Here is a 23,119-nt window from a genome sequence, read left to right as displayed (position 1 = left end):
GTGGAGGCTCCCGCGCCCGGCACCCAGCTCATGTGCGTGGATCACCTGTCGGTCACGTTCGGCGAGGGCGAGCACGCCACGCGCGCCGTGCGCGACGTCAGCTTCGACCTGCGTGCCGGCGAGCGCTACGCGCTGGTGGGCGAATCCGGCTCCGGCAAGACCGTGACGGCGCTGGCCATGCTGCGGCTGGTCGAGGACGCGCACTACCACGGCGCCATCCGCTTCGAGGGCAAGGACCTGCTGGAGGTGTCCGACCGCGAGATGCGTCGCATCCGCGGGTCGGAAATCGCCATGATCTTCCAGGAGCCGATGACGGCGCTGAACCCGCTCTACACGATTGGCAACCAGATCGTGGAGACGCTGGCGCTGCACGAGGACCTGGACCGCCGCGCCGCGCGCGACCGGGCCATCGCGCTGCTGGAGCGCACCGGCATCAGCGACGCGGCCAACCGGTTCAACAGCTTTCCGCACCAGTTGTCGGGCGGGCAGCGGCAGCGGGCGATGATCGCCATGGCGCTGGCCTGCCGGCCCAAGCTGCTGCTGGCCGACGAGCCGACCACGGCGCTGGACGTCACCATCCGCGCCCAGATCCTGGACCTGCTGCGCAGCCTGCAGGCCGAGTTCGGCATGGCCGTGATGCTGATCACGCACGACCTGAACATGGTGCGCGCCTTTGCGCAGCGGGTGGGCGTGATGGAAAAGGGCGTGCTGGTCGAGACCGGCGATACGGCCGAGGTCTTTGCCAATCCGCGCCATCCGTACACGCGCAAGCTGATCGACAGCCGGCCGCGGCGCGAGGTGCTGCCTCTGGTGCCCCTGGCGCCGGTGCTGCTGGAAACCGATGGGCTGTCGGTCAACTACCAGAAGAAGCGGCCGGGCATCGCCGGCTGGTTCGGCAAGGAAGCGTTCGCGGCGGTCAAGGACGTCACGCTGCAACTGCGCGAGGGTGAGACGCTGGGCATCGTTGGCGAGTCGGGGTCGGGCAAGACCACGCTGGCCCATACAGTGCTGGCGCTCCAGCGCAAGAGCGCCGGGGCGATCCAGTTCCTGGGCCGCAGCTTCGACACCTGTTCGCAAAAGGAGCGCAGCGCGCTGCGCAAGCGCATGCAGGTGGTGTTCCAGGACCCGTTCGGCTCGCTGTCGCCGCGCATGACGATCGAGCAGATCGTTGGCGAAGGGCTGGCGCTGCATCAGCCGGGGCTGTCGCGCGAGGCCATGCGCGAGCGCGTGATCGAGGCGCTCCGGGAGGTGGGGCTGGACCGCACCGCGCTGGGGCGGTATCCGCACGAGTTCTCGGGCGGGCAGCGGCAGCGCATCGCCATCGCCCGGGTGCTGATCCTGAAGCCGCAGGTGCTGGTGCTCGATGAGCCGACTTCGGCACTTGACGTGTCGATCCAGCAGCAGGTGCTGGCGCTCCTGTCCCAACTCCAGCACAAGTACAACCTCAGCTACTTGTTCATCAGCCACGATCTGGCCGTGATCCGTGCGATGGCGCACCGCGTGATCGTGATGAAAAACGGTGAAGTGGTGGAATCCGGCGAGACCGAAACCGTGCTCGGCGCACCGCAGCATCCGTATACGCGCAAGCTGATGGCGGCGGCCCAGTTGGGCGCGGCCTGAATGATGTGCGCCGCAGCACGCTTTGTCACGCGGCGGTAACACGGAATCCTTATAAGGATTCCGAGAAACAGAATACGTTTTGGGTCGTAGTTCGTTGATTTACTAGCGAAATGCGGGAAAGTTGTAACCAACTTTGACACGTCAAGGTTCGGTACTTTACTATCCCGCGATAAGTTTTCACGGGGGTGGTTCGTCCGCCGCATGCTGGCCTTGGGGAAGGCCGTTGTTGCACGCGGCTGGTGCAGTCCTGCTGGCGTACTTCTTGCGTACGATCCGCCCTGATGTTTTCGCGCTGTCCGGCTTTGTCTGATTTGCCGGTCAGCCTTGTCCGATCATCAGGAGAGCCAATGCAAACGGTACTTCATTCCCTGGCGCGCGCCGCTATCGGAATTGCCATTGCCTGCGGTGCGACTGTGTCGAATGGAGTGCTGGCGGATACGGTGTTCAAGGACCCCGACGCCCGGATCGAAGCCCGTGTCGATGGCACGGACGCGCATCCGGAAGGCAAGCGTGGCTTGCTGTCGTCGGTGATGAACTCCACCAGCAACGTTGCCAGCAAGGCTGGCGACCTGGTCATGAACGCGCTGGGCCTGATTGGCGTGCGTTACCGCTTTGGCGGTAACAGCCCCGAATCGGGCCTGGACTGCAGCGGCTTTGTCCGCTACGTGTTCAACGACACCTTCGGCTTCATGTTGCCGCGCCGGTCCGTCGAAATGAGCCAGGTGGGCACCACCGTGGCGGTCAACGAACTGCGCCCGGGGGACCTCGTGTTCTTCAACACGATGCGCCACACGTTCTCGCACGTCGGCATCTACATTGGCGACAACAAGTTCGTGCACGCGCCGTCCACCGGCAGCAAGATCCGCGTCGACGACATGCGCGCGTCGTACTGGGTCACGCGCTACAACGGCGCCCGCCGGATCGACGACTCGGCCAAGGGTTCGGTCGAGAACACGGGCAGCATGATCGAGACGCTCAAGCGCTTCGATCCGAACGCCCAGGGCCGCACGATGCTGGGCGGCTGACGGCCACCGCACCGCTGCGCCCAAAAGAAAAGGACTGCCCCGGCAGTCCTTTTTTGTTGCCCGCGCCGCACCGCCACCGGTGACACCGTCTGTCATGCCGCTGACGTTTTCTGTCATCGGCGATGACAACGGCTGGCGCGCAGGGCCGGCCGGACGGCTACTGGGTGGCGACGGCGGCGGCAGGGCGCTGGCGGGCCGCCGCCAGTTTGTCGCGCAGGGTGCCCAGCACGGCCGAGGTGGCCTGCTCGCCGGCCAGGATTGCCCGGTTGCGCGACGCAAAGTCGCTGCCGCCCATGTCGGGCAGGTCGGGGCGGATCACCACGTCGGCACGCGCCAGTGCCATCCGGTTGATCGACTGGCCCATGATGGCCGTGGTCTGCAGCAGCACGCCGCTCTGCCCGTTGTTCTTCTGGCTGGACGGGTCGGCCGAGATGTTCACGGCGATCACGAAATCGGCGCCCATCTCGCGCGCGGCATCCACGGGCACGGGCTCCACCAGCCCGCCGTCCACGTAGTCGTGCCCGGCGATCGAGACCGGCTGGAACACGCCCGGCACGCTGCTGGACGCCCGCACGGCCTGCCCGGTATTGCCGCGCCGGAACACGATCCGCTCGCCGGTCTTCAGGTCCGTGGCGACGATGCCCAGCGGCAGCTTCATCGCCTCGATCGGCCGGTTCTTGACCAGCCGGTTCACGTAGTTCTGCAATGCCTCGCCCTTGAGCCAGCCCCCGAACCTGGTGCCGAACGGCAGCGCCCAGTCGGCGATGGCTGCTTCGTCCATCGTCAGCGCCAGCTTGTTGAGCTGGAAGCCGTCCATGCCCGTGGCGTAGAGGGCGGCCACCACCGAGCCGGCGCTGGTGCCCGTGACGATGTCGGCGTGGATGCCCTGGGCCTCCAGCGCCTTGATCACGCCGATATGGGCAAAGCCGCGCGCGGCCCCGCCGCCCAGCGCCAGCCCGATGCGCAGCGGGCGCGGCGGCGGCGCGGTGGCCACGGGCGGCAGGGTAGGGGCCGGCTTCGGGCCGAACGAGCAGGCGGCCAGCAGCATCGCGGCGGAGGCGCCCAGGAAATGTCGTCGTTGCATCGAGATGGAAGAAAACAGGCCGGAAAGTGATGCGCGGGGTATCGCGACGGTCGCGGCGGGTGACGGAAGGCATGCGCCCGGTGTCAGACCGGTGGCAGCATAAATGATTCCGCGCGCCGATGGCGAGAGAGGCAGCGCGTATAATGCAGCGTTCAACGAAATCCGGCCTGCGCGCATCCGTGCGCGGGCTTTTTTGTTTCTTCCGACCATGACACAACGCGTCCGCACCCGCTTCGCGCCGAGCCCGACCGGCTTCATCCACCTTGGCAACATCCGCTCCGCGCTCTATCCGTGGGCCTTTGCCCGCCGCATGCAGGGCGATTTCATCCTGCGGATCGAGGATACCGACGTCGAGCGCTCGTCCCAGGAGGCGGTCGACGTGATCCTGGAAAGCATGGCCTGGCTGGAACTCGACATCGACGAGGGCCCGTTCTACCAGATGCAGCGCATGGACCGCTATCGCGAGGTCGTGCGCCAGATGCTGGACAGCGGCCTGGCCTACCCGTGCTACATGAGCACCGAGGAACTGGACGCGCTGCGCGAGGCCCAGCGCGCTGCCGGCGAAAAGCCCCGCTACAACGGCTTCTGGCGTCCGGAGCCGGGCAAGGTGCTGCCCGAGCCGCCGGCCGGCGTGCAGCCCGTGGTGCGGTTCCGCAACCCCATCGGCGGCAGCGTGGTGTGGGATGACGCGGTCAAGGGCCGCATCGAGATCTCGAACGACGAACTGGACGACCTGGTGATCGCGCGCCCGGACGGCACGCCGACGTACAACTTCTGCGTCGTGATCGACGACCTCGACATGAAGATCACGCACGTGATCCGGGGCGACGACCACGTCAACAACACGCCGCGCCAGATCAACATCATCCGCGCGCTGGGCGGCGACGTGCCGGTCTACGCCCACCTGCCCACGGTGCTGAACGAGCAGGGCGAGAAGATGAGCAAACGCCACGGCGCGATGGCCGTGACCGGCTACCGCGACGAGGGCTACCTGCCGGAGGCCGTGCTGAACTACCTGGCGCGGCTGGGCTGGTCGCACGGCGACGCCGAAATCTTCACGCGCGAGCAGTTCGTGGCCTGGTTCGACCTCGACCACCTGGGCAAGTCGCCAGCGCAGTACAACCCCGAGAAGCTCGCTTGGCTTAACAACCACTACATCAAGACCGGCGACAACGCGCGCCTGGCCGAGCTGACGCGCCCGTTCATCGAGGCGCTGGGCGGCAAGGTGGAGGGCGCCAGCCTGGCCGACGTGGTGGCGCTGGTCAAGGACCGCGCGAACACGCTGAAGGACGTGGCGCAAACCGCGCTGCTGTTCTACCGCGGCGAGCCCCAGGCCGATGCCGCGCTGCGCGCCGAGCACCTGACCGACGAGATCCGTCCGGCGCTCCAGGCGCTGGCCGCGCAACTGGCCGCGTTGCCGGAATGGAAGCGCGAGGCCATCAACGCCACGTTCAAGGCCGTGCTGGCCGAGTTCGGGCTGAAGATGCCGAAACTGGCCATGCCGGTGCGCCTGCTGGTGGCGGGGCAGCTGCAGACGCCGAGCATCGACGCGGTGCTGGAACTGTTCGGCCGCGACACGGTGCTGCGCCGGCTGGCCGCCGCGTAAAAATGTGCAGAAATGTCTCGGCGGGGGCTTGCGCTCCGGCCGGGACTTCAGCATAATCTCGTTCTCCCTGCTGCACGACGCAAGTCAAGCAGATCGGTTGAAAAGCTGAAAAAGGGACTTGCAAAACGCAGCGATTGATTTATAATCGCCGCTTCGCCGGAAAGCAGTAAATCTGGCGGCAAGCGTAGTAAATGGCAGTTACTATGGGGCTATAGCTCAGCTGGGAGAGCGCTTGCATGGCATGCAAGAGGTCAGCGGTTCGATCCCGCTTAGCTCCACCAAAGTTTCTGTCCCCTTCGTCTAGAGGCCTAGGACATCACCCTTTCACGGTGAGTACAGGGGTTCGAATCCCCTAGGGGACGCCAAAACAGCCGGGCGTAATCAGACGCCCAGCGGTTAGCCGGAATATCCGGGTAACAGCCGAAAACGGAGCGGTAGTTCAGTTGGTTAGAATACCGGCCTGTCACGCCGGGGGTCGCGGGTTCGAGCCCCGTCCGCTCCGCCAAATTTAAAAAAGCCTGCGCAAGCAGGCTTTTTTTTCGCCCATACGGAGCGGAGGGCGCTGCTTGCGCAGCGCCCGGCGGGCGAGAAGGGATTCGCTGCAAGCGAATCCGCGGCCTGCAGGATGTGGGCGAGCCCCGTCCGCTCAGACTCCCTCCCGACTCACCTTCCTGAAATACCGCACGAGCAGCGTCCCGGCGATCGCCAGGCTCACGCTGTTGGCCAGCCAGAAGCCCGAAGCGCCGCGCGTGAAAGCGGGCAATGTGTCGATCAGGCCGAAGCCGAGCACATAGCCGCCGCCCAGCCCCACACCCCATAGCGACACCGCATAGATCAGCGTCGGGATCAGCGCGATCTTGTATGCGCGCAGGATGAACGCGCTCATCACCTGGATGGCGTCGAACGCCTGGTAGAAGGCCACGAACAGCATCAGTGGCAACGCCTTGGCCACCACGGCCGGGTCCTTGGCGTATGCCTGCAGCAGCGGCTCGCGCAGGCACCAGAGCAGGGTGCCGATCAGCAGCGCCAGGCCGGCGCCAAAGCGGATGCCGCGCCAGCCGATGCGCCGCGCCGCCGCCATGTCGCGCGCGCCGATGGACTGGGCGACGAGCGTCGACGTCGCGATCGACAGCGACAACGGCATCATGTACGCCACGGCGCTCAGGTTGGCGATGATCTGGTGCCCGGCCAGCGTCTCGGTGCCCATCCGCGTGATGAAGATCGACATCAGCGTGAACGACGTAATCTCGATCAGGTACGTCAGCCCCATCGGTACACCCAGCCGCAGCAGCGGCGCGATGCGGTCCCAGCGCGGCCATTCCCAGTGCGTGAAAATGCCCAGCGGCCGATAGGCGCCGCCGAATCGCAGGATCGCCAGGCCGGACAGGCACCAGACCCACGTGATCAGCGTCGACGCCAGCGCGCAACCGGGGCCGCCCATCGCCGCCACACCCAGGCCGCCGTGGATGAACCAGGCGTTGAGCGGCACCTTGAGCGCCAGCCCGGCGATCTGCAGCACCGTGACCATGATCGGCCGTGACAGCGCGTTGTTCAGCGCCATGTAGATCCGGAACGCCAGCGCCGCCGGCAGGCCGAGCGCGACGATATGGAGATAGCGCGATGCCTTGTCGACCAGCTCCGGCGGCGCCTTGGCGAACGCCAGCACCGGCCCTGGAAACAGCAGCAGCAACATGCCCGGCACGGCCAGCGCCAGCCCCAGCCACGCGGCCTGCCGCACCTCCGCGCCGATTTCCGCGCTGCGGCCGGCGCCGTATAGCTGCCCGGCGATGGGCGCCAGTGCCTGCAGCACGCCCATCAGGCTGATGTAGACCGTCACGTAGATCGATCCGCCCAGGCCAACCGCGGCCAGGTCGGCGGCCGACGCGCGGCCGGCCATGATCGTGTCGATCACGCCAAAGGCAATCACGGCCAACTGGCCGACCAGCACCGGGGCGGCCAGGTGGACGATGCGACGGATATCCTGCAGCGCGCTGCTCATCGTTGGGTAGGGGAGTTTGGGGGGCGCCCCGGCGCCACGGCCGGGGAGAGATCGGCGAGCCCAGGGCCTGCCGACATCGGGAAGGGGCCTTACTGGCGCGGCAGCCGGCGGCGGGTCGGGGCCGGCGCGGGCTTGATCTGGGACATATCGACCAGCCGGTACATGCGGAAGCGCTCGTCACGGTCGGCGGGGCGGCGGCCTTCCCAGATCAGGCGCCATTCGAAATGCGAGATATTGCCCGGCGCGCCATAGTCCACGGCGTCGTGGCGCAGCAGCACATCGCAGCCGTCGGCGGGCCCGCCAAAGCGGATATGGCCGAAGTACGCGAACGACGCCAGTTGCGCATCGCCCATGCGGATCGGCTGCACGCACTGGTACGTCGACGGCAGCGCCATGGCGGCGGCGCGTGCCACGTCGCGATAGGTCTTGCCATAGTTGATCGACGGCAGCCACAGCGTCATGGCCATGACCCACATCAGCGTCGTGCCGGCCGCCGAGATCACCACCGGCCGCCAGATCTGCTTGGGCGCCCGCGACAGGCGCCAGCGCACCACCAGTACCCATGCCACGGTCGCGGCCAGCGCGATGACCACCGCGCTGATCGTGAACGTGTGCTCGAAGCCGGGAATCTGGCGGAACACGTTGTTGGCGATCCTGGGCGGCCAGCCCGTGGTCTTGGCGATCCACATGAACCAGACCGTGCCGCCGAAGATCGTGAAGAACAGCAGCGCGAACCAGTCCACCGCGTTGATGGCCGCGCGGGGCAGCGTGGGCAGCGCGAACGCGGCCAGGATGGCCATCGGCGGAAGCAGCAGGATGAACTGCACGTCGCCCGGGCTGCGCTGCAGCACCAGCAGCAGAAACAGCATCGCCAGGATGGCCAGCGGCAGCGCCACATGGGGCGCGCGCCGCATGCCGCGCCACGACAGCCACGCGAAGGCCGCAATCGGCCACACGGGCCAGGCGAACAGTAGGAAGTTGCGGGCGATGAAGCCGGCTGTCGGCAGCGACGGCGGGCCATAGGTGCGGCGGTCGTAGCGCGCCCATTCGCGGATGTAGGTCACGCCGTCGTCGGTCACGGCCGCGCCCAGGTAGACGGCGGCCATCCAGATGGCGACGATGGCCAGCGCCACGGGCACGCCAATCTGCAGCAACCGCTTGAGCGGCACAGGCTGCGAGACGGCGCCCGCGATCAGCGCCGCCCCCAGCAGCGCCGCCGCCAGGATCGGCCCGCTGGCCAGGCACAGCGCCGCCAGTCCCACGCCGAACCAGAGGCTGCCCTGCACGGGCTTGTCCAGGCTGCGCACCATGCCGTAGAGCATGAACGCGATGAAGCAGACCTGCCCGACCTGCGCCGTGGTCTCGTGGCCGCGCATCGCCAGGCCCACGCAGGCCAGGAAGATCAGCAGCGCGCCATCGGCCAGCGCGCGGCCGTACGACCGCGCGTCGGGCTGCCCGCCGAAGGCGAACGCAAACGGCTGCACCTCGTCGCGGCGGCCCAGCAGATAGGTGGAATACCAGATGAAGGCGCAGGTGCCGAAGTAGAACAGCGCCGTGGCCAGCCGCGACGCATCCGGCGCGCCGAGCCAGCCGCCGAACAGCCGGATCATCAGCCCGCCCACCCAGTACACCAGCGGCCCTTCCTGGCTGAACGGCCGCCCGACGATGTTGGGCATCAGCCAGTCCTGCACGCCGCCGATGCCGAGCTGCCACATCACGCCGAAGCCCGCGGCATCCTCGTTCTTCCACGGGTCGCGGCCGAACAGGCCGGTCAGTCCGTAGATGATGCAGATCGCCAGCAGCAGGTAGCGGGGCAGGGCGCCCGTGGCCGCGGCGGTCAGGTGGACAGGAGAGGTCTTGGTGGCTTGGGACATCGGCAGTGAATCCAGGCGGGCCGGCAGGGCGGGGGCAAGCCGCTATTGTCGGCCACAAATGCAAAGAGGCAGCCGATGCTGCCTCTTTGTCAGGTCGCGCGCCGCGGGAGCATCCGTCCTGCCGCGCGCCGCGGTTGCCCGGTAGTGCTGGGCGATTACTTCTTGGCTGCCAGCTTGCTGCCGAACTTCTGGCGGAACTTCTCGACGCGGCCAGCCGTATCCATGATCTTCTGTTGGCCGGTGTAGAACGGGTGCGATTCCGACGACACTTCGATCTTGGCCAGCGGGTAGGTCTTGCCTTCGTGTTCGATCGTGTCCTTGGTCTGGATCGTCGAGCGGGTCACGAACTTGAAGTCGTTCGACACGTCGTGGAACAGGACTTCGCGATAATTCGGGTGAATGCCTTCTTTCATGGTGCTTCCTTTCAGGTTGGGTAGCCAGTCCGCTCTCATGGCGCCGCAGCTTGCTTGCGGCGAGCGAACCACTTGCCGGTAACGGGCAAACCGGGATTATGGCAGAAAAACAAGAGGCTGGGCAAGATTCGTGGCCGCCTCGGGCCTGCCTGCCACACCTTCCGGATATGCCGGATCAGGCACCTGTGGCCGGGTCTTGCCGATAGAACGTGGCGAGCGTCGCGTAGAGCGTGGGCCAATGGGTCCGAAGCCCGCCCGGATCGACGAAAAATGACTCCGACGCCACCGCGAAAAACTCGCTCGGGGCCTCGCAGCCGTACGGGTCGATCACTCGCAGGCGCGGCGGCAGCCGGTCGGGCGTATCCCAGGCCGAGTCGGGCAGGGCGTCGCAGGCATCGGCAAAGGCGTCGTACTCGGTCAGCAGCGTTTCGGCCCACTGCTCGGCATCGACGCCCGGATGCAGCACGCGCGAGAACGGCGGCACGCCGTCGGGCTCGCCATCGAGCATGTCCAGCTTGTGCGCGAACTCGTGGATGACCACGTTGTACGAATCCGAGACATTGTCGAGCCCCGACCCGGGCAGGTTCACGTCCTGCCAGGACAGGATCACCGGGCCATGCTCCCACGCCTCGCCGCTGGCTTCCTCCTCCACGCCGTGCACCAGGCCGATCTCGTCCTCGACGGTCTTGCGGATCAGGAACTCGCCCGGGTACAGCACGATGCCGTGCCAGCCGCGATACCACTCGATGCCAAGCTTCAGGATCGGCACGCACGCCTGCACGGCCACGCCGACCACCATCTCGTCGGTCAGCTCCAGCTCGTGCGCGGTGGAGTATTCCTTGCCCGCGATGAACAGCGTGGCCAGTTCGCGGAGCGCCGCCAGGTCGTCGGCGCCGTACCGCTGCACGAAGGGCAGGGTGGCGACGGTGCGTTGCCACAGGTCGTCGGGGATGGCGTAGTGCGCGAGCTGGCGTTCGCGCGAGCGGGCACGCAGGTAGCTGGACAGTTTGCCGAACATGGTCAGGAGCGTCGGAAAGGAAAAAAGGCGCACCCGAAGGGTACGCCTTTTCGTACGACTGGCAACTGCCGGCGGTCAGCCGCCGCGTCGCATCATGTCGAAGAACTCCGCGTTGTTCTTGGTCGGCTTCATCTTGTCGAGGATGAATTCCATGGCCTGGACCTCGTCCATGTCCGAGATGAACTTGCGCAGGATCCAGATCTTCTGGAGGATTTCCGGCTTGATCAGCAGTTCCTCGCGGCGCGTGCCCGACTTGTTCAGGTTGATGGCCGGGTAGACACGCTTTTCCGCCAGGCGGCGTTCCAGGTGCACTTCCATGTTGCCGGTGCCCTTGAACTCTTCGTAGATCACGTCGTCCATGCGGCTGCCCGTTTCGATCAGCGCCGTGGCGATGATGGTCAGCGAGCCGCCTTCTTCCAGATTGCGCGCGGCGCCGAAGAAGCGCTTCGGGCGCTGCAGCGCGTTGGCGTCCACACCGCCGGTCAGCACCTTGCCCGATGCCGGCACCACGGTGTTGTAGGCGCGCGCCAGGCGGGTGATCGAGTCCAGCAGGATCACCACGTCGCGCTTCAGTTCCACCAGGCGCTTGGCCTTCTCGATGACCATTTCGGCCACCTGCACGTGGCGGATGGCCGGTTCGTCGAACGTCGACGCCACCACCTCGCCGCGCACCGAGCGCTGCATTTCGGTCACTTCTTCCGGCCGTTCGTCGATCAGCAGCACGAACAGGTCGGCTTCCGGATGGTTGTTGGCAATCGCGTGGGCGATGTGCTGCAGCATCACGGTCTTGCCGGACTTCGGCGATGCCACCAGCAGCGCGCGCTGGCCGCGGCCGATCGGGGCGATCATGTCGACGATGCGGCCGGTGATGTTTTCCTCGGCGCGGATATCGCGTTCGAGCGTGAGCGGCCGGTTCGGATGTAGCGGCGTCAGGTTCTCGAACATGATGCGGTTCTTCACCGCCTCGGGCGGCTGCCCGTTGACCTTGTCCACCTTCACCAGCGCAAAGTAGCGCTCGCCGTCCTTGGGCGTGCGGACCTCGCCTTCGATCGAATCACCGGTATGCAGGTTGAAGCGGCGGATCTGCGACGGGCTGATGTAGATGTCGTCCGTGCTCGCCAGGTACGACGTTTCCGGCGAGCGCAGGAAACCGAAGCCATCGGGCAGAACTTCCAGCGTGCCGTCTCCGTAGATGGTTTCGCCCATCTTGGCGCGCTTCTTCAGGATCGCAAACATGAGTTCCTGTTTGCGCATCCGTTGTGCGTTGTCGATCTCGAGCGTTGCCGCCATTTCGAGAAGCGCAGACACGTGAAGCGATTTGAGTTCTGTCAGGTGCATAGACAAGGGGTACAGAAGGGGCCCGGACGGGCGAGACCTAGGAGGGGGAAAGAATGAGCGAACGCTCGGGGAAGTTGTTGGGTCGCATCTTAGCACAATCCGGCCGGCGCGCCAGGGCTGGCGCGCGCAGGGCCGGATCGTGCCGGGCCGGAGCGTCGGACTCCGGCAAACGGGTGCTGGCTTAGACCTGGCCGTCCAGGAACGAGGTGAGCTGCGACTTGGACAGCGCGCCAACCTTCTGGGCCACGACTTCGCCGTTCTTGAACAGGATCAGCGTCGGGATGCCGCGGATGCCGAACTTGGCCGGCACCTGCTGGTTCTCGTCCACGTTGATCTTGGCGATCTGCACGCGGTCGCCGTAGTCCTTGGCCACCTCGTCCAGGATCGGGGCAATCATCTTGCAAGGGCCGCACCATTCGGCCCAGAAGTCCAGCAGCACGGGCTTGTCGGACTTGAGCACGTCGGTGTCGAACGATGCGTCGCTCACATACTTGATTTGGTCGCTCATGGCGGGGAACCTCAGGTTTCGCTCAGTTTATGTTGAAGGCGGGCCGATGCCGTGGGGCTGAACCGCAACCTTACACGACAATCGTGCGGGGCCGCCGGCCGGCAGTGCGTGGCGACACGCGCCGCCATTGACGCCGATATGTTACCAGCTTGCCGGAATTCAAGCCCCGGGCCCGCCCGTCGCGCGCCGCGTGCCACCGGGGCGGGCGCGGCGGCTTGGGGGGCATTGTGCCGCGCCCCGGCCGCTGTTGCCGATGATAGTTTCAATCGGCGCGAAAGGCTGGCTCAATCGGCATCCCTCAAAGGTGGTATTTTGGCGGCGCGGCGGGGGGCGGCGTGGGGTTTTCCCGTAGCGGCGGGCGCCGGGCATGATCTAGAATCCACTTGAACGGATCGCATCCGTGATGCGCGTAGAATGGCAGGCCGGATGCGCCAACCCTGCATCTTCCGACAGAGGCCACCGATCATGACGTCCGATCCCCGCAAGCCTGATTCCGACACGCCCGACCCCGACCAGCTCAGCGACGCCCTGGCGCACCTGAGCAGCGCCGTCGAGTCCGACAGCATCGCCACCGGCGCGGCCAAGGGCCTCGTCTACAGCGTGATGGAAACGCTCGGCACGCTGATCGGCGACCCCGACCTGCCCGAACATGCGCGTTCGGGCTACGAGGGCCTGCTGGAAACCGCGCGCGAACTGCGCGCCCGCCTGGAGGGCGGCGGCGACCGCTGACACCCCCCGGCACGCATCGGGGGCGCCCCGGGCAGCCCCCGCATCCGCATCGGTCCCACGCATCCATGACCCGGCTTTCGTTCCCTCCCGGCCCGTCGTTCCTCGACCAGGCCGCCACGGCGACGTGGTATTTCCTTGATCACTGCGGCCCGGCCGCGTCGGCGGCCCACGTGGTCGTGCCGACGGCCGCGCAGATTCCCGGCGTGCGCCAGGCGCTCGATGCCGCCGCGCGCGCGGCCGGCCAGCCGCGCCTGCTGCCGCGCGTGCTGACGCTGGGCCACTGGCTGCTGGATTTGCCGCCCGACCTCGATGCCGAACCCCGGCCCGCGCGCAGCCACGCCCGCGCGGCTGCTGGCCGTGCAGCAGGCCATCCGCGCGCAGGACTGGCTGCGCGGGGCCTTTGGCGCGCAGACCGAGGGCGCGGCGTGGGGCCTGGCGCAGACGCTGCTGTCGATCAGCGACGAACTGAGCGCCCGCTGGCTGGAAGACGCGGCGGTCCGCGACGATGACGACATCGACGGCGACGACCGCGCCGCGCTGCTGCAGGGCGCGCTGCAGCGCACCTACGCGCACCTGTCCGAGCGCTTCCTGGGCCAGGAGGCCCAGATCGTGCTGGCGTTCTGGCAGATGCTGTCCGGCCCCGACGATCCGCTCCCCACGCGGCGCCGCGCGCTGCAACGGCTGGCGCAGCAGGTGGCGGGCCCGGTGGTCTGGATCGGGCCGACGCCGCCGGAGCCGATCGAGGCCAGCTTTCTGCGCCAGGCCGGCGAGATGGTGCCGACGATGGAAGTCGGCTACGACTGGACCGGCGGCGCCGATCCTCCCGCCTTCGATACCCCCGCCGACACCCCCGCCGACTGGTACCGCACGCTGCTGGCCCTGTGGCCCGAGGCGCGCCGCGGCGAAGGCGTCGATGCCGCGCCCATGCCCGCGCTGCCCCGGACGCTGCCGGCCAGCCGCCCCAGCGTGCGCGTGATCGGCAGCGCCCGGTTCGAGGACGAGGCGGCCGCCGCCGCCAGCCAGCTCGTGCAATGGCTCAACGAAGGCCGCAAGCACGTGGCGCTGGTGGCCCACGACCGCGTGGTGGCGCGCCGCACGCGCGCGCTGCTGACACGCGCCGGGGCCCCGGTCCGCGATGAAACGGGCTGGAAGCTGTCGACCACGCGCGCCGCCGCCGCGCTGATGCGCTGGTTCGACGTGCTGGTCGGCGACGGCGACACCGCCGCGCTGCTCGACCTGCTGAAGTCCCCGTTCTGCCTGCCCGCCGCCGACCGTCGCGGCGCGGCCATCGCGCTGCTGGAGCGCCAGATCCGCCGTGACGCGCTCACGGGTGGCTGGTCGCGCCTGCGCCATCTGTTCCCCGAGCGCGCCGGGACCACGGTCGTCGACGCCGAGGCGATGGCGGCCAGCGACACGGCGCTGCACGTGCGCGCCGCCGCGCGCACGCTGATCGCCACGCTGGCCGACGAAGCCGCGCAATGGCCGCGCGGCCACGCGCAGCAGCCGCTATCGGTCTGGCTGGCCCGGCTCGACGCCACGCTCGATACGCTCGGCATGCGCGCCGCGCTGGCCGACGACGACGCGGGCCGCCAGTTGCTGGACGCCCTGGCGCGCCTGGCCGAGCTGCCCGACGACGAGACCGGCAGCCATGCCTCGCTGAACCAGCAGGAATTCCGCGCGATGCTGGCCGCGCTGCTGGAGACCGTCGCCTACAAGGAGCCGTCCGCGCCGGGCCCGTCGCGCATCACGATCCTGCCGCTCAATGGCGCGCGGATGCGCCGCTTCGACGGCGTGGTGGTGGTGGGCTGCGACGACGCCCAGTTGCCGTCCAGCGCGGCCGAGCTGATGTTCTTCTCGAACCAGATGCGCCGCGAGCTGGGGCTGGAAGACCGCGAGGCGCGCTTCGCCCAGCAGGCGCGCGACCTGGCCGAGGTGCTGCTCAACAATGACGATGTCGTGCTGACTTGGCAGCGCTACGGCAGCCGGGGCGAGCCGCACCACGTCTCGGGCTGGATCGAGCGGCTGTCGGCCTGTTGCGCGCGCGCCGGCGCGCCGATCGAGGCCAACGCGCCCCAGCCGCCGCTGGAAACCGTCGCGCGGCCGTCGTTCATGCCCGCGCCGTCGGCGCCCGCGCACGTGCCCACGCGCTGGAGCGCGGCGGCCTACAACATGCTGCGGCGCTGCCCGTACCAGTTCTTCGCCGGCCGCATGCTCGGCCTGGCCGGACTCGAAGTGCTGAACGACGACCTGGAAAAGCGCGACATCGGCAACCTGCTGCACCGCGTGCTGCTGCAATACCACCAGGAAATCCACGATGCCGGCGAGCGCGACGACGCGCGGCGGCTGGCGCGCCTGCGCGAGATCACGGACACGGTCTTCGGCAAGCAGATGGCCGACGACGGCAACGCCATCAGCTACTACCGCCGCTGGTGCGAGGTGCTGCCGTCGTATGTCGCCTGGCAGGCCGCGCGCGAGGAAATGGGCTGGCACTGGCGCGGCGGCGAGCTCGACGCCGGCGTCGACGTGGCCATGCCCGACGGCGTGCCGCTGCGGCTGGCCGGCCGCATCGACCGGCTCGACAAGGGCCCGGACGGCGCCCACGCGGTGCTCGACTACAAGACCCAGCCCGCCAGCCGCCTGCGCCGCAAGGCCGGCGATGCCGAGGAAGATTGCCAGCTCGCGTTCTACGGCCTGCTGCGGGCCGATGCGGTGGCCGGTAGCTGGGTGGCGCTGGAAGGCGTGAAGCAGGGCGGCCGCGACAGCGCGCCGGGCGCGCAGCGCGAAGTCGACCTGCCAGAGTTCCAGGCCGCCGTGACGTGGCTGGAGCGCCAGCTTCGGCACGATGTGGGCCGCCTGCGCCAGGGTGCGAAGCTGCCCGCGTTCGGCGACGCCGCGGCCTGCACCTATTGCGAAGCGCGCGGCCTGTGCCGCAAGGGCTTCTGGGAATCCACCGCCTTGCCCGACCTGAAGACATGAACCAGAGCCACGACATCCACGCCTATCTGCGCGACGGCCAGCCCGTCGGCGAGGCCGATTTCACGCGCGCGGCCTGCGATCCGGCCCGCTCGGTGGTGGTGGAAGCCTGCGCGGGCAGCGGCAAGACCTGGCTGCTGGTGGCCCGGCTGGTGCGACTGCTGCTGGCCGGCGCCGCGCCGCACGAAATCCTGGCCATCACGTTCACGCGCAAGGCCGCCGAGGAAATGCGCGAGCGCCTGCTGGAGGTGCTGGCGCAACTGGCCAGCGGCCCCGACGACGCCGTGCTGGCCCAGCTTGAGATGCGCGGGCTGGACCCGCAGGCCGCGCGCGCCGCGCTGCCGCGGGCGCGCGTGCTGCACGCGCAGGTGCTGGCGTCGCCGGGCCGGATGGCCATTGACACGTTCCACGGCTGGTTCGGCACGCTGCTGCGCGGTGCGCCGCTGGCGTCGGGCATCGTCCCCGGTGCGTCGCTGCGCGAGGACGCGCTGCGCATGAAGCGCGAGGCGTGGGCGCCGTTCTGGCGCGCGCTGGCGCAGCCCAGGCATGCCGAGCTGCGCCAGGCCTACGAGCAACTGGTCGATGCGATTGGCGATTTCCAGACGCGCAGCCTGCTGGACCGCATGTTCCACGCGCGCAACGAGTGGTGGGCGTTCCGCGAGGCCGGCGACCCGGCCAGCCGGCTGGCCGCCGACCTGGGCGACGACGCCACCACCGACGTGCTGGTCGAGGCGCTGGCCGACGACGACTGGCTCGAAGCCTGCGCCCAGCACGCGGTGACGCTGGGCCGCGCCGGCAAGACCGAGCAGACGCACGCCACGCGGCTGATGGACGGCCTGCGCGCCATCCGCGCCTGGCGCGACGCGGGCGCGGCGCCCGGCGATGCCGCCACGCAGGCGTTCCACGCGCTGCGCGCCGCGTTCTTCACCGATGCCGGCAAGCCGCGTGCGATGAAGGCCACGTCGGCACTGGTCAAGGTCTGCGGCGGCGAAGGCGCGGCCGAAGACCTGCTCGCCTGCATGGCCGCGCATTGCGCCCGGCTCGACGAGATCGCCGCGCACCGCTGCGAGGCCGCGGTGCTGGCCATCAACCTGGCGCTGTACCGGCTGGGCGACGCGCTGCTGGACCGCTACCAGCGCCACAAGGGCGAGCAGCGCGCGATGGACTTCGCCGATCTCGAATGGCTGGCCGCGCGGCTGATGGCCGACGAGGAAACCGCCACCTACCTGCAGGTGCGGCTCGACGCGCGCTACCGCCATCTGCTGCTCGACGAATTCCAGGACACCAACCCGCTGCAGTGGCGCATCCTGCAGGGCTGGCTGGCCGGCTACCAGGGGCTGGGCGACAAGCCGACCGTGTTCCTGGTGGGCGATCCCAAGCAGTCGATCTACCGCTTCCGCCGCGCCGACGCCCGCCTGTTCGACGCCGCGCGCGAGATGCTGCAGGCCGATTTCCGCGCCACCGTGCTGCGGACCAACCGCACGCGCCGCAACCGGCCCGAGGTGCTGCACTGGGTCAACGCCGTGTTCGACCACGCGCGCGCCGAGGGCCGCTATCCGCTGTACGAGACGCAGACCACGGCGCTGCACGACCCCGGCGGCCCGGTCTGGCTGCTGCCGCTGGTGCAGGCCGACGAGGCCGCCGAGGCCACCGGGGGCAAGGATGACGATGGCGGGGCGGACGACACTGGCGACGGCCATCGCGACACGCTGACGCAGCCGCGCGTCCAGCAGGGCGATTCGCTGCGCTTCGAGGAAGGCCGGCGCGTGGCCGCGTGGCTGCACTACCTGCGCGACCACGTGCCGGTGCGCGAGGGCGAGGGTCCGAAGCAGGTATCGCGCCGCGCCACGTGGCGCGACATGCACCTGCTGGTGCGGCGCAAGACTCATCTGCCCGACTACGAGCGCGCGCTGCGCGAGGCCGGCATCCCGTGCCTGAGCCCGCGCCGGGGCGGGCTGCTGACGACGCTGGAGGCGCTGGACCTGTCGGCCCTGCTGGCGTTCCTGATGACGCCCGAGTCGGACCTGGACCTGGCCCATGTGCTCAAGAGCCCGATCGTCGGCGCCACCGATGACGACCTGCTGCGGCTGGCGTCGATGGAAGGCGAGGGCGGCTGGTGGGCGCGCATCGGCGAGCAGGGCTTGCCGCCGGACACGTCCGACGCGCTGCGCGGGGGCATCGCGCGGCTGGCGGCGTGGCTGGCGCTGGCGCCGCACAGGCCCGTGCACGACCTGATCGACCATATCTACCACCATGGCGAGGTGCGCCGCCGCTACGCGGAGGCCGCGCCGTCGGCCATCCGCGAGCAGGTGCTGGCCAACCTCGACGCGTTTCTGAAGCTGTCGCTCGACCTTGATGGCGGGCGCTATCCGAGCTTGCCCAAGTTCATCGACGAGTTGCACGAGATCCGGCGCGGTGACGAGGACGAAAGCCCCGACGAGGGCGGCATGGGCGAGGGGATGGAAGAGGCCGAGGCTGGCCCGGACGACGAGGTCGACAGCCAGCTAGATGCCGTCCATATCCTGACCGTGCACGCGGCCAAAGGGCTGGAGGCGCCGTTCGTGGTGCTGCTGGACGCCAACCACAGCGACCCGGCGGCGGACCGGGGCGGCATCCTGGTCGACTGGCCGCCCGCTTCGCCCGCGCCCCGGCATTTTTCCGCCTACGGCAAGCGCAGCGAGCGCGGGCTGGCGCGCGCGCCGATGTTCGAGGCCGAGGCGGCGCTGGCCGAACGCGAGAACTGGAACCTGCTCTACGTCGCCATGACGCGCGCGCAGCAGGGGCTGCTGGTCAGCGGGGTGATGGGGCGCGCCAGCAAGCGCGAGGAGTCGCCCGGCGCCGAGATCGCTGGAAGCTGGTATGTGCGGCTGGCCGCGGCCGGCGTGGGCGACGCGGTCACGCCGTATCCCGAGGACGTGCAGGCCGGCGCCAGTGCCCATGCGGCGGCCAGCGAGCGCGTGCGCTACACCGACTTCCGGCTGCGCTACCGCGATGCGGCCGAACTGCAGGTGGCCGATGGCGCGGAGGCGTTCGAGGACGACGCCGAATCGACGGTATTCGACGCCCAGGCCGCCGCCCACGGCGAACTGGTGCACGCGCTGCTGGAACGGCTGACGCGCTATCCCGACGCATACGCCGGCGTGCCCGACGCGGCCACGGTGATGCGGTGGTTCCCGCTGGCGGGCGCGGGCGCCCCGCAGGCCCGCGAACAGTGGCAGCGGCAGGCCGAAGCGGCCGTGGCGGACCTGCACGCGATGCTGGCGGCGCCCGCGCTGCGCCCGCTGCTGTTCGCGCAGGACGCCGTGGCGGCGCGCAACGAGGTCGAGCTTTATGACGACCGGGGCCGGCTGCTGCGGATCGACCGGCTGGTGGAATTCGATGACCGCGTGGTCATCATCGACTACAAGCAGCGGCTGCTGCCGCAGGAGCACGCGGCCTACGGCGCCCAGTTGCGCCGCTACGTGGCAGCCGTGCAGCCAATGTTCCCGGGCAAGCGCGTGGAGGCAGGCGTGGCCACGGCTGCCGGCGAATGGATCGACGTGCAGGCGCTGCAGGCCGCCCCCCGGCCGCCGACGCCAATTGCCACGACGCAGCAAGGGTCGTTGTTCTGATGCCGGAAATGGGCGCAGAATAGCCGCTGGCCCTTCTTTTCGGACGCAACGTCGCGAAAACAAGACCGGAAAGCGGAAGGGAACAGATAGGGGAAAAAGAAGGGAAGGGGGACGAGCCTGACCCTCGGCACTGGTGGAAAACGGCTGTGGCTGCTTCGTTCCCGACCTGACCAGGTTGACCGCGCCACCATGCGAGGAGGCCCGTCCGACCGGCATTGTAACCTAACTGGCGCCATGGTCGCGAAATCGTATTTTTACGAGGGTTGTTCGACCGGACATTGATCTGACACCGGGGTGCCGCGCGGCCATGCTGGCAGCATGGCGGACGGCATTTTTCAGCCGGATTTTCAGCCAGTCCGGTTCTTACCTAGACGACAGGTTGGGCATGAACGCAAACGACCAGATCCTCCGCGGCGCACTCGTGCCGCAAGACATTTCCATCGAAGTCCTGCAGGAAAAGTACGCCAAGGGCGAAGAGCGCAGCATCGACGACGTGCGCCGCCGCGTGGCGCGCGCGCTGGCCGAGGTAGAGCCCGCGGCGCAGCGCGAAAGCTGGGCGGCGCGCTTTCTGTGGGCGCTTGAACACGGCTTCGTGCCGGCCGGGCGCATCAATTCGGCGGCGGGCACCGGCATCCAGGCCACGCTGATCAACTGCTTCGTGCAGCCCGTGGGAGATTCGGTGTCCGAATCGCGCGACGGCAAGCCGAGCATCTATACCGCCGTGGCGCAGGCCGCCGAGACCATGCGCCGGGGCGGCGGCGTGGGCTACGACTTCTCGTCGATCCGGCCCGGCGGGGCGCTGGTGCGCGCCACGCATTCGCGGGCGTCGGGCCCGGTATCGTTCATGAAGGTGTTCGACGCGTCGTGCGCCACGGTGGAATCGGCCGGCGCGCGGCGCGGCGCCCAGATGGGCGTGCTGCGCTGCGACCACCCGGACATCGAAAGCTTCATCCACGCCAAGGACCGGGGCGACCTGACCAACTTCAATATCTCGATCGGCGTGACCGATGCGTTCATGCGCGCGGTGGAGGCCGACGAGGAAGTGGAGCTGGTGCACGAGGCCGAGCCGGGCATGGACGCCATCGAGGCCGGCGCCTACCGGCGCGACGACGGCCTGTGGGTGTACCGGCGCGTGCCGGCGCGGCGGCTGTGGGACCAGGTCATGCAGGCCACCTACGACCACGCCGAGCCCGGCATCCTGTTCCTGTCCCGGATCAACGCGGACAACAACCTCTATTACTGCGAGACCATCGAGGCGACCAACCCGTGCGCGGAGCAGCCGCTGCCATCGTATGGCTGCTGCTGCCTGGGGTCGATCAACCTCACGCGCTTCGTGCGCCAGCCGTTCTCGGACGAGGCCAGCTTCGATTTCGCCGCGTTCGCGGAGGTAGTGCGGGTGTCGACGCGGATGCTGGACAACGTGCTGGACGTCACGTTCTGGCCGCTGCCCGAGCAGCAGGCCGAAGCCCAGGCCAAGCGCCGCATCGGGCTGGGCTTCCTGGGGCTGGGCAGCGCGCTGGTGATGCTGGGCCTGCGCTACGACAGCGACGCGGCGCGCGAGTTGGCGGGGCGGATTTCCGAGGCGATGCGCGACCATGCCTACCTGGCGTCCGTGGAACTGGCCGACGAGAAGGGCGCCTTCCCGCTGTTCGATGCCGACGCCTACCTGCGCGGCGGCTTTGTCAGCCGCCTGCCCGAGACCGTGCGCGACGCCATCCGCAGCCACGGCCTGCGCAATTCGCACCTGCTGTCGATCGCGCCGACGGGCACGATCACGCTGGCGTTTGCAGACAATGCGTCGAATGGCATCGAGCCAGCGTTCTCGTGGACGTACAACCGCCGCAAGCGCATGCCCGACGACAGCTACCGCATGTTCGAGGTGGCCGACCACGCGTGGCGGCTGTATCGCCATATGGGCGGCGACATGGAGCGGCTGCCGGACAGCTTCGTGACGGCGCTGCAAATGTCGGCACTGGATCACATGCGGATGCTGGAGGCCGTGCAGCCCTATATCGACACCAGCATCAGCAAGACGGTCAACGTGCCGGAGGACTATCCGTACGAGGCGTTCCGCAATCTGTACCTGGAAGCGTGGAAAGCCGGGCTCAAGGGGCTGGCAACGTACCGGCCGAACCAGGTGCTGGGCGCGGTGCTGTCGGTGACGCCGGCCGAAACCCCGGCCGCACCGGCGGCGCAGAACGACGACGACCCGCTGACGCGCCCGTTCGGCAGCCGGCCGCTGGGCGACCTGGAGGGCGTGACGTCGAAGGTGGAATACCTGACCTACGAGGGCCACAAGACCGTCTACCTGACCGTGAACTTCATGCGCGTGTCGGGCACCGCGGACGGCAAGCCGGTGACCATCGAACGGCCCATAGAGTTCTTCATGCCGGCCGGGCAGCGCTCCGAGGGCCAACAGTGGATCACGTCGACCATGCGGCTGCTGTCGATGGTGGCCCGGTCGGGCGGGCCCATCGCCAAGGCGCTGGCCGACATGCGCAACGTGGTCTGGGACAAGGGCACGGTGCGCTATGGATCACTCGTGCGGCAGGACGGCACCGAGGTGCCGCGCTTCCATGATTCGGAGGTGGCCGCGCTGAGCTACGCGTTGCAGCGGATCCTGATCAAGCGCGGATTCCTGGACGAGGAGGGCGGCCAGGTGCCGGCCCAGGCGCTGTCCGCCCGGCTGGCCCAGCGCGACGGCGGCGCTCCGGCCGTGACCCTGGCCCACCCGGCCCATGCGTCGGCAGCCAGCGCCACCTCGGTGACCGGCATCGGCACCGGCAAACCATGCCCGGAATGCGGCGCCCACGCACTGCACAAGGTAGACGGCTGCGCGAAATGCGCGAATTGCGGGTATGTGGGGGAGTGCGGATGAGGGGGGGAGTGTTTGAGCGGCTGACGGTTCGGAGGGCTGAGCGGCTGGGCGGCTGACGCATCATCGTCGCCGCGGAGGGTTTGCTCCCCTCTCCCGCACGCGGGAGAGGGGCCGGGGGTGAGGGCGTTGAGGTCCAAATTGCGACTTGTCGCGCTGAGAACCGCCGGCCCTCACCCCCAACCCCTCTCCCGCAGGCGGGAGAGGGGAGCTGCACCGCCGGTCATCCAGCCCGGCCACGACCCGCACACCCCGACACCCCGACACCCCGACACCCCGACACCCCGACACCCCGACACCCCGACACCCCGACACCCCGACACCCCGCACACCCCGACACCCCGACACCCCGCACACCCCGCACACCCCGCACACCCCGCACACCCCGCACACCCCGCACACCCCGCACACCCCACCCCAGCCTCCCAAACGCCCGTTTTAGGAGT

At 68.7% G+C, this 23,119-nt stretch carries 13 protein-coding genes, 3 tRNA genes, 1 other RNA gene and 1 pseudogene; 10 read left to right on the top strand and 8 right to left on the bottom strand.

Annotation, left to right across the window (positions count from 1 at the left end; translation table 11 throughout):
- Positions 1–30 precede the first annotated feature (30 nt).
- Together EPAKOI_RS09930 and EPAKOI_RS09925 are read left to right on the top strand one after the other, a co-directional pair.
- Complete coding sequence (locus EPAKOI_RS09930) at positions 31–1,620, top strand: ABC transporter ATP-binding protein (RefSeq protein WP_423193507.1); 1,590 nt, start codon at positions 31–33, stop codon at positions 1,618–1,620.
- A 347-nt stretch (positions 1,621–1,967) separates the two neighbouring features.
- A complete protein-coding gene (locus tag EPAKOI_RS09925) occupies positions 1,968–2,645 on the top strand; it encodes a C40 family peptidase (protein WP_124683934.1) in 678 nt (225 codons plus the stop codon).
- Positions 2,646–2,802: 157 nt separating this feature from the next.
- Here the strand turns inward: EPAKOI_RS09925 and EPAKOI_RS09920 are convergent, their stop codons facing one another.
- Positions 2,803–3,729: a patatin-like phospholipase family protein gene (locus tag EPAKOI_RS09920; protein ID WP_124683935.1), complete on the bottom strand. Its 927-nt coding sequence runs from the start codon at positions 3,727–3,729 to the stop codon at positions 2,803–2,805.
- Between the two features lie 208 nt (positions 3,730–3,937).
- Between EPAKOI_RS09920 and gltX the strand changes: the two genes are divergently transcribed.
- The 4 genes from gltX to EPAKOI_RS09900 all read left to right on the top strand — a co-directional run bounded on the left by gltX (position 3,938) and on the right by EPAKOI_RS09900 (position 5,840).
- Entirely contained in the window at positions 3,938–5,335 is a 1,398-nt protein-coding gene (gene gltX, locus EPAKOI_RS09915) for a glutamate--tRNA ligase (protein ID WP_423192119.1), read from the top strand.
- Positions 5,336–5,540: 205 nt separating this feature from the next.
- Positions 5,541–5,616 (top strand) — tRNA-Ala (locus EPAKOI_RS09910).
- Positions 5,617–5,624: 8 nt separating this feature from the next.
- Positions 5,625–5,700: transfer RNA gene (locus EPAKOI_RS09905), tRNA-Glu, on the top strand.
- Positions 5,701–5,763: 63 nt separating this feature from the next.
- A tRNA-Asp gene (locus EPAKOI_RS09900) sits at positions 5,764–5,840 on the top strand.
- 141 nt (positions 5,841–5,981) lie between these two features.
- On the opposite strand, the gene EPAKOI_RS09895 is transcribed toward EPAKOI_RS09900, so the two are convergent.
- The 6 genes from EPAKOI_RS09895 to trxA form a co-directional block, all read right to left on the bottom strand.
- The gene (locus EPAKOI_RS09895; protein ID WP_313840225.1) at positions 5,982–7,334 is read right to left on the bottom strand and encodes an MATE family efflux transporter; all 1,353 of its coding nucleotides are present in this window, start codon (positions 7,332–7,334) and stop codon (positions 5,982–5,984) included.
- A gap of 89 nt (positions 7,335–7,423) precedes the next feature.
- On the bottom strand, positions 7,424–9,208 hold the full coding sequence (locus tag EPAKOI_RS09890) for an ArnT family glycosyltransferase (protein WP_124683938.1): 1,785 nt from the start codon (positions 9,206–9,208) through the stop codon (positions 7,424–7,426).
- A gap of 155 nt (positions 9,209–9,363) precedes the next feature.
- Positions 9,364–9,621 carry a type B 50S ribosomal protein L31 gene (locus tag EPAKOI_RS09885; RefSeq protein ID WP_061959698.1) on the bottom strand — a complete coding sequence of 86 codons (258 nt, stop codon included), beginning with the start codon at positions 9,619–9,621 and terminating at the stop codon, positions 9,364–9,366.
- Between the two features lie 175 nt (positions 9,622–9,796).
- Positions 9,797–10,639: a M90 family metallopeptidase gene (locus EPAKOI_RS09880; protein WP_423192118.1), complete on the bottom strand. Its 843-nt coding sequence runs from the start codon at positions 10,637–10,639 to the stop codon at positions 9,797–9,799.
- A 75-nt stretch (positions 10,640–10,714) separates the two neighbouring features.
- Positions 10,715–11,977: a transcription termination factor Rho gene (gene rho, locus EPAKOI_RS09875; protein ID WP_061959700.1), complete on the bottom strand. Its 1,263-nt coding sequence runs from the start codon at positions 11,975–11,977 to the stop codon at positions 10,715–10,717.
- A 181-nt stretch (positions 11,978–12,158) separates the two neighbouring features.
- Entirely contained in the window at positions 12,159–12,485 is a 327-nt protein-coding gene (gene trxA, locus EPAKOI_RS09870; RefSeq protein WP_124683940.1) for a thioredoxin TrxA, read from the bottom strand.
- A 465-nt stretch (positions 12,486–12,950) separates the two neighbouring features.
- Between trxA and EPAKOI_RS09865 the strand changes: the two genes are divergently transcribed.
- From EPAKOI_RS09865 to EPAKOI_RS09855, 3 genes and pseudogenes are all read left to right on the top strand, one after another.
- Positions 12,951–13,214 (top strand): hypothetical protein, encoded by a 264-nt coding sequence (locus EPAKOI_RS09865; RefSeq protein ID WP_124683941.1) that lies wholly within the window; start codon positions 12,951–12,953, stop codon positions 13,212–13,214.
- A 65-nt stretch (positions 13,215–13,279) separates the two neighbouring features.
- Positions 13,280–16,190 (top strand): annotated as a pseudogene (locus EPAKOI_RS09860) (PD-(D/E)XK nuclease family protein).
- A complete protein-coding gene (locus EPAKOI_RS09855; RefSeq protein ID WP_423192117.1) occupies positions 16,187–19,798 on the top strand; it encodes a UvrD-helicase domain-containing protein in 3,612 nt (1,203 codons plus the stop codon). The pseudogene EPAKOI_RS09860 and the gene EPAKOI_RS09855 overlap by 4 nt, the downstream one beginning before the upstream one ends.
- 107 nt (positions 19,799–19,905) lie before the next feature.
- Here EPAKOI_RS09855 and ffs read toward each other — a convergent pair.
- An RNA gene (ffs, locus tag EPAKOI_RS09850) (signal recognition particle sRNA small type) lies at positions 19,906–20,004 on the bottom strand.
- Positions 20,005–20,183: 179 nt separating this feature from the next.
- Here ffs and EPAKOI_RS09845 point away from each other — a divergent pair.
- On the top strand, positions 20,184–22,676 hold the full coding sequence (locus tag EPAKOI_RS09845; protein WP_423192116.1) for an adenosylcobalamin-dependent ribonucleoside-diphosphate reductase: 2,493 nt from the start codon (positions 20,184–20,186) through the stop codon (positions 22,674–22,676).
- Positions 22,677–23,119: the final 443 nt, after the last annotated feature.

Source organism: Cupriavidus sp. H18C2 (assembly GCF_049393795.1).
In the GTDB taxonomy this organism is placed as follows: domain Bacteria; phylum Pseudomonadota; class Gammaproteobacteria; order Burkholderiales; family Burkholderiaceae; genus Cupriavidus; species Cupriavidus pauculus_C.
This window is presented reverse-complemented; position numbering and strand designations above follow the sequence as displayed.